Here is a 16,722-nt window from a genome sequence, read left to right as displayed (position 1 = left end):
CCATGAATGCCCCAAGCCTGGAGTCAACTTCATGAGCACTGACAAAGAGCAAATAGACGTAGACGACGACTTTGTTGCCGTCGAATCGGACGAGGCCGAGCCGACGCCCGTCGAGCAGGCGAAGACCAACCTGAGCAAACGTCGCACTATCGACAACCTGCTGGAAGAGCGACGACTGCAAAAGCAATTGGCGGATTACGACTTCGACCTTTAAGACCGAAGACGCAACGCGCCATGCATGGATCAGTACGCCCGCGCCGTCAAAGCCTCTCATGCTCGAGAGGCTAGAGGGAATCAGACCAGACCGTTGCGCTGGGCCAACTCGATCAAGTCCACCAACGAGTGAGCGTTGAGCTTCATCAGCAAGCGAGTCTTGTAAGTACTGACGGTTTTATTGCTCAGAAACATACCGTCGGCTATCTCCTTATTGGTTTTCCCCCTGGCGAGCTGTTGCAAGACCATCATTTCCCGCCCGGACAGACGATCAACCATATCGGCCTCACTGGCGTTACCCATGCTCGAGCGAACGGTATGCAGCGCCTGGTTTGGAAAGTAGCTGTAACCTGACAATACCGCCTTGATAGCGCTCAGCAGCTCGGTCAGATCCTGCTGCTTGCAGACGTAACCTGCCGCGCCCGCCTGCATGCAGCGCATGGAAAAATGCCCAGGCGCCTGCGAGGTCAGAATCAGCACCTTGAAGGGCAGCGTCATCGCCGACAAACGAGCGATGACTTCAAGCCCGTCCAGCTTGGGAATTCCAATGTCGAGAATCACGATGTCGGGCAAATGCTCGCGTGCCAACTGCAGGGCATCCACGCCGTTGTCCGTCTCCGCGATGACCTCATAGCCATGACGCTCCATCAGCATACGTACGGCAAGGCGAATGACGGGATGATCATCCACGATCAGCACTTTATTCATGGGCAGTCCATTTTTCGCTATTCGAATTTTCAGAGTCAGCACAATAGCCTAGTCGTTTAGTGCTTTGCATGGCGGTCACCCCTGAGGAGTAACAGCCAAAGACCATTCGTACACTTACAACAGAATAGTCCTACAAATTTCAGCCGCATTACGGCATTCCAGAAATTTTTCAAATTATATCCACCCTGACAATGGACGAATCGTTCATCCCGGCAAAGACCGGGATAGAGCGTTGCAACCCAAGGACAATCGTTACAGTCAAATCAAGCATTAGACCCGCTACCTCTTATGATTAATGAACCGGATGCCACGGAGCCGATGAACATTTCTCATTCAAACCACGGTTCACTCCTACGCATCCGGCGGACTTAAGATGACCCCAGGCTAGATAGCGCCTCGCCACTACTTCAGATCGATTTGCTGCGTTGGCCTATCAGGACGCTCGCAGGATCGAATGGCTGAATAAACGCACCAGCCCCATTCGGCCCCCAGGTTTAAACATCGCCGGATCGACCACGTCCCCTGCCTGAGGAAATTCCAATGCGCCTGCCTGCGGCCCGCGTATTCGTTATCTATTCATCATATGTGCTATCGATGAGGACGCCAGAGACCCGCGTCAGAAAATGTTGCACACATAATTACCTCAACCCTGCCTGTTGCCTCTGTTGAAAAACTACACATATTGCAGCGCTGTTTTTGTAAATATATATATTTCAGGAAAACTCCTACGAATATTTCGGACAAATCCTAATCAAAGGACGCGCATTGGCATCACCCGCCTATGACCGGTTATCACTCCGCAATTGTGTTTGGCTGCTATCAAAACGAAGCACGAAAGATGCATAACTATTTATTACCCAACTATCTATTTATCCGACGCTTCACAACGCTGCGCCTTCAGACGTTTTAAAAACGCTCATCCGACATACAGCTAATACTATATTGCCAGCTGACGCCATACTCCGCCATTTAAAGAGGAAATGTACTACAAAACTCACAGACGCCAAATAAAAGCATGTAAGACACGTAGCACCAGGGCAAATCAATTCATGTAAAGCATCTATTTTTACTTGCAAATTCTATTACCAGTCGTTACTTTTTTAACAACCAACTCACTAATCTTAGCGTGAAGCATGCTGAATTAATTGAGCAACCACCTAAGAGGCAATGTCACTTTGACTACCTTTTATATGGTTTTTTATTGTATGGATCCCATTCAAAAACAACTGAAGGGACTCGAACAGTGCAGGCAAGGTCAATCAGACACTGCTCAACACTGACAGACCTGGGTCCGGCCTGTAGATTCATTTTGAATTGGCCATGTGTATAACCATGTTCAAAAAAGGATATACCATGAATAGCAAGACTACCCACCGCGCTCCCGATCAACGAAGTACCAGGGACCTTGCCGCCGCTGTCGAACGATTCGTCGCTCAAGGCGGGGTGATTGATGTCATAAAGGAAGGCAATGTATCGCCGCCGCGATCAACTCCGGCCTCCGACAACACCCCGGATGACGCGCAGGAGCGAAACAGTAAAATACATCTCCTCAAAGATCTGGTCGCCAAGGGCGCCGGGATGTCAGCGCTTCAATATTCACTGAGAATGAACAGGAAAGAAATAAAACAGCTGGCATTCGAACACGGTGTGAAAATAGCATTCAGTCGACCTATCAATGAAATCAAGCGGGAAGCATTACAGGACCCCATGGAGATAGATGACCTGGTCGCAGGTCACGCCATGCATTACTCCAGTCTGGGTTATACCGCAGTGGAGATCGCTCGCTTGCTTGATCTGACCGTGCGGCAGGTGTGGGACATCGGCAAGGCTTATCGCTTTGAGTTTCAGCAGCGGGGAGACGACGATACGCCCTGAGTCCTGCTTACACCAACCTATGGCCGGTACCTATCTGATCGCAATGACAGCCGACAACCCGTCAGTACCGGCCTGACACCCTGCACAACCTGCATCCCCGGCAAGCGCGCTCCTGCGTCGTCGAGCGGTCACCCGCCCTTGCATTCACCTGAACCAAAAGCGTCAACCTTCGATTTTTGCCCCCTTTTCGGATATTGCGAAAAGAAATTCAATCTGGTTAAACGTTCTTTATCGCCTGGTGGCGTTTGTCATCTACTCTATAAGGAACAACAAATGAAACGTTTAAACCGGATTGTAAATCCCATCAGCGTCATCGCGGTATTTGCAGCACTATCAGAAGCCTCAGCGACAACGGTACTACCTTACCTGGATGACGAAAACCGTCAGATATATATCTGGTTTTTGATCGCCTTCCCTTCAACGTTGGTCGTGTTCTTTTTTCTGACATTGAATTTCAACAATAAAGTGCTATACACGCCCACCGAACTGAAGAACTTTCACACCGAAGACGTAGCCCGCCCTGAAGCTACGACATCTAAAACCAGCACGTCGAATGAAGCAATGGCATTGAGTTTAAGTTTTAACAAAGAAGAATACCGCTGTAGGAAATCGTCATGCAGCCCGCCTCAGACGGATAAAAATCAACAGATTTAAGCGATTAATCTTGTAGGAATAAGGCAGTTAAGCTGACAGCTTGATCCACGTGATAAAGGCGAAACAATTAAAACACTGTGCAATCAAGCACTTCAATCAGCATGCCTTACGGGGCCAAACATCAAGTTTCGTAGGATCGGTAAATAACATGTCAAAAAAGGAGCTAACGTTTAATGAAATCAACCAAGGACGAGACGTTTATGAAAACTGCTTTTACCTGACTCAACCAAGCCCAAGGACAGACGACGGAAACTATCATGTCAAAACTAAGAGATTACCGCGACGCAGAGCGTGCGCTGGACAAAAACCTGCAACGCCTTGAAGACCTCAAGAATAATCCTGAACTGATCAAGGAACTGGAATTCGAAAAAAGACTGATGACGCTGTTGAAGCGCTATAGCAAGAAAACGGAGGATTTGCTGGCGTTCATCAAACCGGTGCTCGGGGCCAGCCTTCAAGCACAGGAGCAACGACGTTCCTACGCAAAGACCACAAGCAAAAACAACAGATAATCTGCACTTCGATACCAATAAGCCAGCCTGAGAATCCAATGACCCTCAGCAACGAATTCAAATGCAGCACCGGTTCAGGGTGCTGCATTTTTTACGTCAGGTCAGAACAGCTTTCTGCCCTTGTTGGCGGCGATACGCATGCGCAGGGCATTGAGCTTGATGAAGCCTGCAGCGTCCGCCTGGTCGTAGGCACCGGCGTCGTCTTCGAATGTCGCGATATTGGCATCGAACAACGACTCGTCCGACTTGCGACCGGTCACGATCACGTTGCCTTTATACAGCTTCAGACGCACGACACCGTTCACATGAGCCTGGGAAGCATCGATCATCTGTTGCAGCATCAGACGCTCAGGGCTCCACCAGTAACCGGTGTAGATCAGGCTGGCATACTTGGGCATCAGCTCGTCTTTCAAGTGAGCGACTTCGCGATCCAGGGTAATCGACTCGATGGCGCGGTGAGCGCGCAGCATGATGGTGCCGCCCGGCGTCTCGTAGCAGCCACGGGATTTCATGCCGACATAGCGGTTTTCAACGATGTCCAGACGACCAATGCCGTTTTCGCCGCCGATGCGGTTCAGGGTCGCCAACACGGTCGCGGGCGTCATTTCAACGCCATCAAGCGCAACGATGTCGCCATTGCGATAGGTCAGCTCCAGGTAGGTCGCAACATTCGGTGCGTCCTCCGGGGACTTGGTCCAACGCCACATGTCTTCTTCGTGCTCGGTCCAGGTGTCTTCCAGAACCCCGCCTTCGTAAGAGATGTGCAGCAGGTTGGCGTCCATGGAGTACGGCGATTTCTTCTTGCCGTGACGTTCGATTGGAATCGAATGCTTCTCGGCGTAGTCCATCAGCTTTTCACGGGACAGCAAATCCCATTCACGCCAAGGGGCAATCACTTTGACGCCTGGCTTGAGCGCGTAAGCACCCAGTTCGAAGCGGACCTGATCGTTACCTTTACCCGTCGCGCCATGGGAAATGGCGTCAGCACCGGTTTCGTTGGCGATTTCAATCAGACGCTTGGCAATCAGCGGGCGAGCGATGGAAGTGCCCAGCAGGTACTCGCCTTCGTAGACGGTATTGGCACGGAACATCGGGAACACGAAATCACGCACGAACTCTTCGCGCAGGTCGTCGATGTAGATTTCTTTCACGCCCATGGCTTTAGCCTTGGCACGTGCGGGCTCGACTTCTTCGCCCTGACCCAGGTCAGCGGTAAAGGTCACCACTTCGCAGTTGTACGTATCTTGCAGCCACTTGAGGATTACCGAAGTATCCAGGCCACCGGAATACGCGAGAACTACCTTGTTTACGTCCGCCATGCCATCACTCCACCGGGTTGTACGGAAAACCCGGGATTCTACCGCTCATGGGCAGTGATTTACAGTGGCGCGACAGCTTCTGACGATGAAGCGACAGTTTATGTCGAGTGGGCGACGAATCTCGCTCGATCAGGAAGTGCTGGCTGCGCTGCCTGCTGAGGCAACGGGCGCGGGCTTCTCGTCGGGAGTCACCCGTTCAAGATGAATGTTCACCCGGCGGTTACGTGCGCGGTTGGCGTTGTTGGTGTTCGGCGCGAGCGGGTAACGCTCGCCATGGAAGCGCAAGGTGATCTGCTCTTCGGGAACGCCCTGGGCCTTGAGGAAATCCATCACCGCCAATGCGCGACGTCGGGAAAGGTCACGATTGGTCAGGCGGTTGCCGCTGTTGTCGGAGTGTCCGTCGAGCTCGATGTGATTGACCGTCGGATCTGCCTTCAGATAAGCCACCACTGTTTGCAGCTGCGACTTGGCACGGCTGTCGAGTTCGATACCGCCGCCGGGGAAGCCGACCTCGGCCTGCTTGACCTGGTCGAAGTTCATTGGCAAGAGCTTGGTGACACACAGCTGGTACTCGCCGAAGGCCTTGTTGAACTTGACCGGCAGCAAGCGCACTTCCATGGTCCCGCCACCGTCACGGGAATAGTGCCGGATAACCGGGCTGCGGCCGTCCATCAGGCCGTTGATCAAACGCCCGGCCTGCACCTGAGAGCTATTGAAGGGAAATCCGCCATTGCTGACCCGGACCGAGCCCAGATTGATATCGCCGCGCCCCGGCTGCCAAGGTGCAGCGGCAGCCAGCAGGGTTGCGGAGCCTGGCCCCATAATTGCCCCCGAAGCCTTGATGCGAAAGATCGCCTGCTCACCCGCCCGGCGCACGAACTCGCCCGCACCGAAATCGGTGATGGGTTGGCTCAGACGACATTCGAACTGATCGCCTTCGACCTTCCACTCGATACTTTCCAGACGCGTCTGGAAAGTAATAGCCATCGCCGGCAGGCTGGCGAAAAGGCTGAGCAAGGCTAAATATCGCTGGCGCACGGGAGGCTCCACAAAAAAATACGGCGTTACCAAAAAATGGCTTCCTACAACTGGCTATCGGTAACTTCCTACAAAACTTGATAGCGAGTGCCTGAGAGAGTCTTTTCCGGTAGCATTCCCAGCGAGTTTGACCCGCCTGGAATCCCCAATGTCTGACCGCCTGACCCTCCTGCGTCCCGACGACTGGCACATTCACCTCCGCGATGGAGCTGTTTTGCCTCACACCGTTGCTGACGTAGCGCGTACTTTTGGCCGCGCAATCATCATGCCGAACCTCGTGCCACCCGTACGCAATGCACAGGAGGCTGACGCTTATCGCCAGCGCATCCTGGCGGCACGTCCGGCCGGAAGTCGTTTCGAGCCTCTGATGGTGCTCTACCTCACTGACCTGACCCAGCCGGTAGATATCCGCACGGCCAAGGCGTGTGGCTTTGTTCACGCGGCCAAGCTGTATCCGGCCGGCGCGACTACCAATTCCGATTCCGGCGTGACCAGCATCGACAAGATTTTCCCCGCGCTGGAGGCCATGGCCGAGGTCGGCATGCCGTTGCTGGTGCATGGCGAAGTGACCCGGGGCGAGATCGACGTGTTCGACCGCGAGAAGATGTTCATCGATGAACAGCTGACCCGCGTCGTCGAGCGCTTCCCGACGCTCAAAGTGGTGTTCGAGCACATCACCACGGCCGAGGCCGTGCAGTTCGTCAATCAGGCTTCGGCGAATGTCGGCGCGACGATCACCGCCCATCACTTGCTCTACAACCGCAACCACATGCTGGTTGGCGGCATCCGTCCGCACTTCTATTGCCTGCCGATTCTCAAGCGCAATACGCACCAGAGCGCTTTGCTGGATGCCGCAACGAGCGGCAGCACGAAGTTTTTCCTGGGCACCGACTCGGCGCCTCATGCCCAGCATGCCAAGGAAGCCGCCTGCGGTTGCGCCGGTTGCTACACCGCCTACGCAGCGATCGAGATGTACGCCGAAGCGTTCGAGCAGCGCAATGCCCTGGACAAACTGGAGGGTTTTGCCAGCCTCCACGGCCCGGCCTTTTATGGCCTGCCGGTTCACCAAGACACCATAACGCTGGTCCGTGAAGAATGGACCGCGCCCACCAGTCTGCCGTTTGGCGAGCTGTCCGTAATACCCCTGCGTGCCGGTGAAAAACTGCGCTGGCGCCTGCTGGAGACACACACGTGAGTGAAGATCATTTCGACGACGAACAGGAAGGTCACGGCGGAGGCGGCTCGCGTCATCCGATGGCTGCCCGTTTCCGTGGCTATCTGCCTGTCGTCATCGACGTTGAAACCGGTGGTTTCAACTGCGCCACCGATGCCCTGCTGGAAATTGCAGCGGTCACCATCGGTATGGACGAGAAGGGCTTCGTCTTCCCGGAGCACACCTACTTCTTTCGGGTCGAGCCTTTTGTGGGCGCGAACATTGAAGCGGCAGCACTGGAATTCACTGGAATCAAACTCGACCATCCGCTGCGCATGGCCGTCAGCGAAGAAACCGCACTGACCGACATTTTCCGTGGGGTCCGCAAGGCACTCAAGGCCAATGGCTGCAAGCGCGCGGTATTGGTCGGACACAACGCCAGCTTTGACCTGGGCTTCCTCAACGCCGCTGTAGCGCGGCTGGACATGAAGCGCAATCCGTTTCACCCGTTCTCCAGTTTTGATACCGCGACACTGGCCGGGCTCGCCTACGGCCAGACCGTGCTCGCCAAAGCCTGCTCGGCGGCGGGTATCGACTTCGATGGCCGCGAGGCGCACTCGGCTCGTTACGACACCGAGAAGACCGCTGACTTGTTCTGCGGCATCGTCAATCGCTGGAAACAGATGGGCGGCTGGGAAGACTTCAACGACTGAGTCGTTGTTTGCCTGAAAGAAACCGGCCCTCAACAGGCCGGTTTTTTTTCGCCGCGAAATAGCCTTAAGGTCATTTCGCGCTAAGCCTATTCCCTGATTTACCATTCATCGACACTGCGCGAAAGCCTCTCAAAGAGTTTTGACAAGCATTCTCATTAACATTAGTATCCTCCGCATCGAGCAATGAACAGCGACGGTTCTCACTTATGTATGTCTGCCTCTGCCAAGGTGTTACTGACGGTCAAATCCGGGATGCAATTCTGGAAGGCTGCTGCAGTTATCGCGATGTCCGCCAAACCCTGGGCGTAGCCAGCCAATGTGGGAAATGCGCGTGTCTCGCCAAGGAAGTTGTGCGCAATACGCTGACCGAACTGCAAATCAGCAAGCCCTCGCTGGCTTACCCCGCAGAATTTTCAGTCGCCTGATTAAACGAATTTAACGAACCGGACCCAGTGTCCGGTTTTTTTATGCCTGTAATTCAAGCGCTTAGGACCAAGATGCGGAACACAAACATTCTTATTACTATTTATTTTCACTTAATATTCAATAACTTAGGTTTGACAGAGCTATAACTGCGGCTCAAACTTGCCTTTTTTAGACACAAGCCATTGGCGGGACCTCGAACATGAAAGGCGACATTACAGTCATCCAGCATCTCAACAGGATCCTCGGAAACGAGCTGGTCGCGATCAATCAATACTTCCTGCATGCCCGTATGTATGAAGATTGGGGTCTGAAAAAGCTGGGTGCGCACGAGTATCACGAATCCATCGACGAGATGAAGCACGCTGACAAGCTGATCAAGCGCATCCTGTTCCTTGAAGGCCTGCCTAATCTGCAAGAGCTGGGCAAGATCCTGATCGGTGAACACACCAAGGAAATGCTTGAGTGCGATCTGAAGATCGAGCAAAAAGGCCTGGCCGACCTCAAGGCTGCGATTGCGCACTTTGAAGTGGTGGGTGACTTTGGCAGCCGCGAACTGCTGGAAGATATCCTCGAATCCGAGGAAGAGCATATCGACTGGCTCGAAACCCAGTTGGGCCTGATCGACAAGGTAGGGATTGAAAACTACCTGCAGTCGCAAATGGGCGACTGAACAGTCTGATCGACCGATACGAAAAAGCCCCGCTTCTCTGATGAGAGCGGGGCTTTTTTATTGGCTACCCAATCTGGAATGCGATCAACAGTGTAGGAGCGGATTTATCCGCGAGGCTAAGGTGCTGGCAAAGTGAATTTGCGCCACGTGCGCCATCCCTCTTCGCGAGCAAGCTCGCTCCCACAATTCGCTCCAGGTAGCGCAGCCCGCAATCAAGCTTCGGTCTTGTTGGCCGCAGCTTTGACAGTTGCTTCCTTGACCAGCGTTGGCAGCGAGCCATCAGCCATCATTTCGGTGATGATGTCGCTACCGCCAACCAGTTCGCCTGCTACCCACAGCTGTGGGAAAGTCGGCCAGTTGGCGTACTTTGGCAGGTTGGCGCGGATTTCCGGGTTCTGCAGGATATCGACATAAGCGAATTTCTCGCCACATGCCATCAATGCCTGGGAAGCCTTCGACGAAAAACCGCACTGCGGAGCATTCGGAGAGCCTTTCATGTAAAGCAGAACGGTGTTGTTGGCAATCTGCTCTTTAATCGTTTCGATAATATCCATGGAGCACCTCGGCTTAACTTTTCCGACTCAGTTGTCGACACGGTGGCGCATTGTAACGGAATCCCGAGCAGGACGCTCAGCCTTCCCTGCCTTCAGGCAGCTGCGACCTGCACACAAACCCCGTTCAACACTGCATTGCCGGACAGGCTGTCGAGTTGCCGCTCGTCAGTCAAGTCGTTGGCGCTGACGCCGGGCTGGCTTTGGGCGATGCCCATCTGGACGCCAGGCCGCGCATGCCCCCAACCATGAGGCAGGCTGACCACGCCCGGCATCATGTCGAGACTGGCCAGCACTTGCACTTCGATTACACCCACCCGGGAGCTGACCCGCACTTGCTGACCATCGCTCAGCCCGCGACTGGCCAGATCATCCGGATGCATGAACAGCTGATGACGCGGCTTGCCCTTCACCAGCCGGTGGTAGTTGTGCATCCAGGAGTTGTTGCTGCGCACATGGCGGCGACCGATCAGCAACAATTCGCCGACGGCTGGCGTGCTGGCAGCGGCGAAACGCGCAAGATCAGCCATGATCACCTCCGGTGCGGCCTGAACACGCCCATTCGCAGTCTTCAAGCGTGGCGCCAGGTTGGGCTTCAGCGCGCCAAGATCCAGGCCATGTGGATGATCAAGCAGACGATCCAGGGACAGCGAATATTCCGACGCCTCGCCGTACAAGCCGCCACGCAAACCCCGATCAATCATTTGTGCCGGAGCCATGGTCGGCTTCAATTCCCGTCCGGCCTTGGCAGCAAAAGCCCTGGCCAGTCCGACAAAGATCTCCCAGTCATGCAAGGCACCTGCTGGCTTTTCGAGAATCGCCCGATTGAAGCGGGTCACGTTGCGCACGGCAAACATGTTGAACGTCGTGTCGTAATGATCGTTTTCCAGCGCCGAGGTCGAGGGCAGGATCAAGTCGGCGTGGCGCGTGGTTTCGTTGATGTACAAATCGATGCTGAGCATGAATTCAAGCCCGTCGAGCGCCTGATCCAGCTGTCGGCCATTGGGCGTCGACAACACCGGATTGCCCGCCACGGTGATCAACGCTTTAACCTGCCCTTCCCCCGTGGTAAGAATTTCTTCAGCCAACGCCGATACCGGCAACTCGCCAGCGTATTCCGGGAGCCCGGAAACCCGGCTCTGCCACTGATTGAAATGCCCGCCAGACGTCGTGCTGACCAGATCCACAGCCGGCTCGGTGCACAAGGCGCCGCCCGTTCGATCAAGGTTGCCGCTGACTAGATTGATCAACTGCACCAGCCAGTGACACAAAGTGCCGAACACTTGCGTAGAGATGCCCATGCGCCCGTAACACACGGCTTTGTCGGCTGCGGCGAAATCCCGCGCCAGTTGCCGGATCTGCCAGGCTGGAACACCACAACGCGGGCTCATCGCTTCGGCGGTCATCGCCGCAATCGCGTTGCGCACCTCCTCGATACCATCGACAGGCAAATGACCGGCGCGGGTCAGGCCTTCTTCGAACAGCGTATTGAGGAGTCCAAACAGCAGCGCCGCGTCGCCACCCGGACGAACAAACACATGTTGATCGGCAATCGCCGCCGTTTCGCTGCGCCGTGGATCGACCACGACCACTTTGCCGCCGCGAGCCTGAATCGCTTTCAGCCGCTTTTCCACATCCGGAACGGTCATGATGCTGCCGTTGGAGGCCAGCGGATTGCCGCCCAGAATCAGCATGAAATCGGTGTGATCAATGTCGGGGATCGGCAGCAGCAAGCCGTGGCCATACATCAGGAAACTGGTGAGGTGATGCGGCAGTTGATCCACGGAAGTCGCTGAAAAGCGGTTGCGAGTCTTGAGCAGTCCGAGAAAATAATTGCTGTGCGTCATCAACCCATAGTTATGCACGCTGGGATTGCCCTGATACACCGCCACCGCGTTCTGCCCGTGACGCTGCTGAATGGACAACAGACGTTCGGCCACCAGCTCGAACGCAGCGTCCCAGCCAATTGGCTGCCATTGATCGCCAATACGCTGCATCGGCTGACGCAATCGATCCGGGTCATTCTGGATATCCTGCAATGCCACCGCTTTGGGGCAGATATGTCCGCGGCTGAATGTGTCCAGCGCGTCACCCTTGATCGAGGTGATCTGCGTTCCGGATTCTGTGGTCGAAGTGGTTTCGATGGTAAGGCCGCAAATGGCTTCACACAGGTGACAGGCACGGTGGTGGAGGGTCTTGGTCATCGCCAGCCTCATGTTTTTGTCGTTGCGATCTGGAGTGATCGAGCAGACGAAACTATGGAGCGTGGCAGGTGACTTCGCCAGAGTCGTTCATCACGTGAATCGGCGTGCATCAGGCGCGCCGATGGGAGCGAGGATCAGCCGCCGATGGGCGTGATCTTGCGTTGCAGCTGGATTTCGTGGACGGTTTCGATCTGTTCCTGGGCCACATGAACGCCGGTCAGTTCACCGATCAGGCGCCAGTGTTCATCCAGACCGGAACTGATAGTCGCCATGCGGTCGATCATGCGACGACCGGCAGAGCGGGTCACTTCGTCTTCGCTGCGCAGCAGCTCGAATGACATTGACGTCATCGAAGCAGTGAGATGTGTGAGGGTGCGGGCCGTGAGACCGAGCAATTCCGTCAATTGTTGTTCTTTTGAATCCATTCCCCGAGCCTCTTGATTGCGCGCCAGCCATTTATAACTCAGGACGGCTTTTTATGAAACGTAATGAAACGGCCGACGTGTCAGCCACGTGAAGCAGGTCGCATATGCTGCGCATAACAACACCGGGGTCGGCAGCAATTGCATTGGCTCGTGAGGTCGGTGTACAAATGTTCTTCACTGCTTCCAGCAGGGTCAAATTCTCGTCAGGATGGAAAGAGTCTAGCTGACGCCGACCATCCTGCAACGGGCGCCGATGGGCCCGAGCATGTTTCCAAACATTGCCAACGGCTTATAAATCAATGCCGCCATTGGTAACAGGCGACATTTTTTTATACCATCGCGCCTTTCCTATTCGCCGCCTCGTGCGGCCTTCGCCGTAGATCTCGCCCGTTTTCCCGATAAAACCCGGCTTTGAGCATCTGCGGTCTGTTGCAAAAAGGTAGTTAATGATGAACGCCAGGCACTTTCTCTCGATGATGGACTACCAGCCAGAAGAGCTCGTGCGCCTGATTCGACGCGGCGTGGAGCTCAAGGAGCTGCGTAATCGCAGCGTGCTGTACGAGCCACTGAAAAGCCGGGTGCTGGGGATGGTTTTCGAAAAATCCTCGACTCGTACCCGTGTTTCCTTCGAAGCCGGCATGATCCAGTTGGGCGGCCAGGCGATCTTTTTGTCGCCTCGTGACACTCAATTGGGCCGTGGCGAGCCGATTGGCGACGCCGCCCGAGTGCTTTCGAGCATGCTCGACGTGGTGATGATCCGTACGTTTGCCCACAGCAATCTGCTGGAATTCGCGGCCAACTCCCGCGTACCGGTCATTAACGGTTTGTCTGATGATTTGCACCCCTGCCAGTTGCTGGCCGACATGCAGACCTTTCTGGAGCATCGCGGCTCGATCAAAGGCAAGACCGTTGCCTGGATTGGCGACGGCAACAACATGTGCAACAGCTATATAGAAGCCGCGATTCAGTTCGACTTCCAGCTGCGCATTGCCTGCCCTGCCGGCTACGAACCCAATGCTGAGTTCCTCGCCCTGGCCGGCGAGCGGGTCACAGTGGTGCGCGACCCACGTGAAGCCGTCGCTGGAGCGCATCTGGTCAGCACTGACGTCTGGACCTCCATGGGCCAGGAAGAAGAAACCGCCAAGCGCATCGCACAGTTCCGTCCATTCCAGGTGACCCGCGAACTGCTGGATCTGGCTGCCGACGACGTGCTGTTCATGCACTGCCTGCCTGCACACCGAGGCGAGGAAATCAGCGCCGATTTGCTCGACGATCCGCGTGCCGTAGCGTGGGATCAGGCGGAAAATCGCCTGCACGCGCAGAAAGCCTTGCTCGAATTTCTTGTCGCACCGTCCTGCCAGCCAGAATGAGTCAGCCGCTTCTGCTGAATCTGCGCAATCTGGCATGCGGCTATCAGGATCAACGGGTGGTGCAGAATCTCAATCTGCACCTGAACGCCGGGGATATCGGCTGCCTGCTGGGTTCTTCCGGCTGCGGCAAGACCACGACCCTGCGCGCCATTGCCGGCTTTGAGCCTGTACATGAAGGGGATATCACCCTGGCTGGCGAAGTCATTTCCCGACCGGGGTTTACCCTCGCGCCGGAGAAGCGGCGCATTGGCATGGTCTTCCAGGATTACGCGTTGTTTCCGCACCTGAGCGTCGCCGAAAACATCGCGTTCGGTATTCGCAAGCATCCGCGCCTCAAGCAGGTGACCGAAGAATTACTTGAGTTGGTCAACCTGGGCGCGCTGGGCAAGCGTCATCCCCATGAATTGTCCGGCGGCCAGCAACAACGCGTCGCCCTGGCGCGTGCGCTGGCGCCCGAGCCGCAGTTGTTATTGCTCGATGAACCGTTCTCCAACCTGGATGGGGAATTGCGCCGTCGGCTGAGCCATGAAGTTCGCGACATTCTCAAAGCGCGGGGCACCAGTGCGATTCTGGTCACGCACGATCAGGAAGAAGCCTTTGCGGTCAGCGATCATGTCGGGGTTTTCAAGGAAGGTCGTCTTGAGCAATGGGATACGCCCTACAACCTGTATCACGAACCGCTGACGCCTTTCGTTGCCAGCTTCATTGGCCAGGGCTACTTCATTCGTGGCCTGATGGTCGATCCGCAATCGGTGCAAACCGAGCTGGGCGTGCTGCAAGGCAACCGTGCCTACGCGGCAATCAAAGGCAGCGCCGTCGATGTATTGCTGCGCCCGGACGATATCGTTTATGACCGGGACAGTGCGCTCAAGGCGCGGGTGACCAGCAAGACCTTCCAGGGCGCATCAACGCTCTACCGCTTGCAGCTTTCCACGGGCAGCCAGCTGGAGGCGATTTTCCCGAGTCATGCCGATTACGTTGCCGGTGAAGAAGTCGGCATTCGCGTCGCGGCAGAACACCTGGTGGTGTTTCCGGCGGCGGGGAGTGTTCCGACTCATAGTCCGGTGTAGCAGTGCTTCGAACCCGTTGGAGGCTTGCCCGCGAAGAGCGATGACGCGGTGGGGCTGATACACCGAAGTGCCTGATTCGCGGGCAAGCCTCGCTCCAACAATCAACCGCGCCCAACCGGCGCAAAAATCGCCTTGGTCTGCTCCGCAAGCACCGCCGGCGCCAGTTCAACCTCCAGGCCGCGCCGCCCGGCGCTGACGTAAATCGTTGCGAACGCCTCGGCGCTCTGGTCGATAAAGGTGCGCAACCGCTTCTTCTGGCCCAACGGGCTGATGCCGCCCAGCAAGTAACCGGTGGAACGCTGAGCGGCGGCTGGATCAGCCATTTCCGTTTTCTTGGCTCCCGCCGCATGAGCCAGCGCCTTGAGGTCCAGCGTGCCGACCACTGGAACCACCGCCACCAGCAGCTCGCCTTTTTCCGTGCTCGCCAGCAGCGTCTTGAACACCTGCTGCGGATTCAGCCCGAGTTTTTCTGCGGCCTCCAGGCCATACGAGGCCGCTTTCGGGTCATGTTCATAACTGTGGATACGATGTTCGGCGCGAACTTTTTTCAGCAGATCCAGTGCGGGGGTCATGCAGCGCTCCAGGGTGGCGGGCAGATGATTCAGGCCGCTACTTTAAGCGATTCGCTGTCAGTGCGTCTTGATCAGCGCCTGTATACGGGGTGATGAATGCTCAAGGACGCCCGATACAGGACAAATCGCAACCCGTTCAAGCGCCTTGGTCACAATGTGGCCGATGGTTCACATCCGACCTTTGACAGTATTCATTCTTGTCTATATTTTTTCGTTTACGAATATCATCGGAACTATATTTCTAGTCACGGTCGAATCTCGGTCGGCGATGGGGTTTCGCCGACACGATGAAAAAGATAGCACCGGTGAATTGCACACGGCGCTGCAAAAAACAAAAAATGAGGTCCTTCATGACAATCGCTCTACAACAACCGACGCTGAAAGGCCAATGCGTAGCCGAATTTCTGGGCACCGCCTTGATGATTTTCTTCGGCACAGGATGTGTTGCGGCGCTCAAGGTCGCGGGTGCCACGTTTGGCTTATGGGAAATCAGCATCATCTGGGGCCTGGCGGTCAGCATGGCGATCTATTTCAGCGCCGGGGTTTCCGGCGCTCACCTCAATCCGGCGGTCAGCATCGCGCTGAGCCTGTTTGCAGGTTTTGAAAAGCGCAAACTGCCGTTTTATATCGCCGCGCAAACCGCTGGAGCCTTTTGTGGTGCCGGCCTGGTGTATCTGCTGTACGTGAGCCTTTTCTTCGAATTCGAACAAACGCACCACATGGTGCGCGGCACGCTTGAAAGCCTTGAGTTGGCCTCGGCCTTCACCACCTACCCTAATCCGGCGATTTCAATCGGCCAGGCGGCATTGGTGGAATTTGTGATTACCGCGATTCTGATGGCGGTGATCATGTCGCTGACAGACGACAACAACGGCCTGCCACGCGGCGCCCTGGCACCGCTGCTGATTGGTTTGCTGGTTGCCCTGATTGGCGCGTCCACCGCCCCACTGACCGGTTTTGCCATGAATCCGGCACGGGATTTCGGCCCTAAACTGATGGCGTTCATTGCCGGCTGGGGCGAGATGGCGTTCACCGGCGGACGCGATATCCCTTATTTCCTGGTTCCGATTTTTGCACCAATTCTTGGTGCCTGCCTCGGCGCTGCCAGCTATCGTGCGTTGATCGCGCGCTATCTGCCCAACGCCACCCCTGCTAGTGCCGCACCTGTTAAAAAGAACGATGCTGATGTTGCTGCCCTGAAAGTCCGGGCGTGAGCTTGAACCTCACCCGCGCTCTTGAAACTCACCCA

At 55.7% G+C, this 16,722-nt stretch carries 18 protein-coding genes; 11 read left to right on the top strand and 7 right to left on the bottom strand.

From position 1 onward, the window contains the following. Positions 1 to 31 precede the first annotated feature (31 nt). Positions 32 to 214: a PA3496 family putative envelope integrity protein gene (locus tag CFII64_RS01360; protein ID WP_020288948.1), complete on the top strand. Its 183-nt coding sequence runs from the start codon at positions 32 to 34 to the stop codon at positions 212 to 214. An 80-nt stretch (positions 215 to 294) separates the two neighbouring features. Here the strand turns inward: CFII64_RS01360 and CFII64_RS01355 are convergent, their stop codons facing one another. Continuing rightward, positions 295 to 921 (bottom strand): response regulator transcription factor, encoded by a 627-nt coding sequence (locus CFII64_RS01355; RefSeq protein ID WP_020288947.1) that lies wholly within the window; start codon positions 919 to 921, stop codon positions 295 to 297. A gap of 1,353 nt (positions 922 to 2,274) precedes the next feature. Here CFII64_RS01355 and CFII64_RS01350 point away from each other — a divergent pair. The 3 genes from CFII64_RS01350 to CFII64_RS01340 all read left to right on the top strand — a co-directional run bounded on the left by CFII64_RS01350 (position 2,275) and on the right by CFII64_RS01340 (position 3,962). Then, entirely contained in the window at positions 2,275 to 2,796 is a 522-nt protein-coding gene (locus tag CFII64_RS01350; protein WP_020288946.1) for a hypothetical protein, read from the top strand. A 273-nt stretch (positions 2,797 to 3,069) separates the two neighbouring features. Next, positions 3,070 to 3,450, top strand: a complete 381-nt coding sequence (locus CFII64_RS01345) for a hypothetical protein (protein ID WP_020288945.1) — start codon at positions 3,070 to 3,072, stop codon at positions 3,448 to 3,450. Positions 3,451 to 3,707: 257 nt separating this feature from the next. After that, complete coding sequence (locus CFII64_RS01340) at positions 3,708 to 3,962, top strand: hypothetical protein (RefSeq protein ID WP_020288944.1); 255 nt, start codon at positions 3,708 to 3,710, stop codon at positions 3,960 to 3,962. A 101-nt stretch (positions 3,963 to 4,063) separates the two neighbouring features. Here the strand turns inward: CFII64_RS01340 and CFII64_RS01335 are convergent, their stop codons facing one another. Both CFII64_RS01335 and CFII64_RS01330 read right to left on the bottom strand, forming a co-directional pair. After that, on the bottom strand, positions 4,064 to 5,281 hold the full coding sequence (locus CFII64_RS01335) for an argininosuccinate synthase (RefSeq protein ID WP_020288943.1): 1,218 nt from the start codon (positions 5,279 to 5,281) through the stop codon (positions 4,064 to 4,066). Between the two features lie 129 nt (positions 5,282 to 5,410). Further along, positions 5,411 to 6,319 carry an OmpA family protein gene (locus CFII64_RS01330; protein WP_020288942.1) on the bottom strand — a complete coding sequence of 303 codons (909 nt, stop codon included), beginning with the start codon at positions 6,317 to 6,319 and terminating at the stop codon, positions 5,411 to 5,413. Positions 6,320 to 6,467: 148 nt separating this feature from the next. Between CFII64_RS01330 and pyrC the strand changes: the two genes are divergently transcribed. From pyrC to bfr, 4 genes are all read left to right on the top strand, one after another. Next, positions 6,468 to 7,514, top strand: coding sequence for a dihydroorotase (gene pyrC, locus CFII64_RS01325; RefSeq protein ID WP_020288941.1), 1,047 nt, complete (start codon positions 6,468 to 6,470; stop codon positions 7,512 to 7,514). Continuing rightward, complete coding sequence (gene rnt, locus CFII64_RS01320) at positions 7,511 to 8,185, top strand: ribonuclease T (protein ID WP_020288940.1); 675 nt, start codon at positions 7,511 to 7,513, stop codon at positions 8,183 to 8,185. The genes pyrC and rnt overlap by 4 nt, the downstream gene beginning before the upstream one ends. A 206-nt stretch (positions 8,186 to 8,391) precedes the next feature. After that, positions 8,392 to 8,610: a bacterioferritin-associated ferredoxin gene (locus CFII64_RS01315; protein WP_020288939.1), complete on the top strand. Its 219-nt coding sequence runs from the start codon at positions 8,392 to 8,394 to the stop codon at positions 8,608 to 8,610. 200 nt (positions 8,611 to 8,810) lie between these two features. Then, positions 8,811 to 9,281, top strand: coding sequence for a bacterioferritin (gene bfr / locus CFII64_RS01310; protein ID WP_020288938.1), 471 nt, complete (start codon positions 8,811 to 8,813; stop codon positions 9,279 to 9,281). A gap of 212 nt (positions 9,282 to 9,493) precedes the next feature. Here the strand turns inward: bfr and grxD are convergent, their stop codons facing one another. The 3 genes from grxD to CFII64_RS01295 all read right to left on the bottom strand — a co-directional run bounded on the left by grxD (position 9,494) and on the right by CFII64_RS01295 (position 12,461). After that, entirely contained in the window at positions 9,494 to 9,835 is a 342-nt protein-coding gene (grxD, locus tag CFII64_RS01305; RefSeq protein ID WP_020288937.1) for a Grx4 family monothiol glutaredoxin, read from the bottom strand. 92 nt (positions 9,836 to 9,927) lie between these two features. Further along, entirely contained in the window at positions 9,928 to 12,036 is a 2,109-nt protein-coding gene (locus CFII64_RS01300; RefSeq protein ID WP_020288936.1) for a molybdopterin oxidoreductase family protein, read from the bottom strand. Positions 12,037 to 12,170: 134 nt separating this feature from the next. Further along, positions 12,171 to 12,461 (bottom strand): hypothetical protein, encoded by a 291-nt coding sequence (locus tag CFII64_RS01295; protein WP_020288935.1) that lies wholly within the window; start codon positions 12,459 to 12,461, stop codon positions 12,171 to 12,173. A gap of 449 nt (positions 12,462 to 12,910) precedes the next feature. On the opposite strand from CFII64_RS01295, the gene argF reads away from it, so the two are divergent. Both argF and CFII64_RS01285 read left to right on the top strand, forming a co-directional pair. After that, positions 12,911 to 13,831 carry an ornithine carbamoyltransferase gene (argF, locus tag CFII64_RS01290; protein ID WP_020288934.1) on the top strand — a complete coding sequence of 307 codons (921 nt, stop codon included), beginning with the start codon at positions 12,911 to 12,913 and terminating at the stop codon, positions 13,829 to 13,831. After that, entirely contained in the window at positions 13,828 to 14,901 is a 1,074-nt protein-coding gene (locus tag CFII64_RS01285) for an ABC transporter ATP-binding protein (RefSeq protein WP_020288933.1), read from the top strand. The genes argF and CFII64_RS01285 overlap by 4 nt, the downstream gene beginning before the upstream one ends. Positions 14,902 to 15,002: 101 nt before the next feature. Here CFII64_RS01285 and ybaK read toward each other — a convergent pair whose 3' ends face one another. Next, positions 15,003 to 15,473, bottom strand: a complete 471-nt coding sequence (gene ybaK, locus CFII64_RS01280) for a Cys-tRNA(Pro) deacylase (RefSeq protein ID WP_020288932.1) — start codon at positions 15,471 to 15,473, stop codon at positions 15,003 to 15,005. A 350-nt stretch (positions 15,474 to 15,823) separates the two neighbouring features. On the opposite strand from ybaK, the gene CFII64_RS01275 reads away from it, so the two are divergent. Continuing rightward, positions 15,824 to 16,687 (top strand): MIP/aquaporin family protein, encoded by an 864-nt coding sequence (locus CFII64_RS01275; protein ID WP_020288931.1) that lies wholly within the window; start codon positions 15,824 to 15,826, stop codon positions 16,685 to 16,687. The last annotated feature ends 35 nt before the right edge of the window (positions 16,688 to 16,722 follow it).

The organism is Pseudomonas sp. CFII64 (assembly GCF_000416235.1).
Lineage (GTDB): Bacteria > Pseudomonadota > Gammaproteobacteria > Pseudomonadales > Pseudomonadaceae > Aquipseudomonas.
The sequence above is the reverse complement of the archived record's forward strand: the minus strand, read 5'-3'. Positions and strand labels throughout refer to the sequence as shown.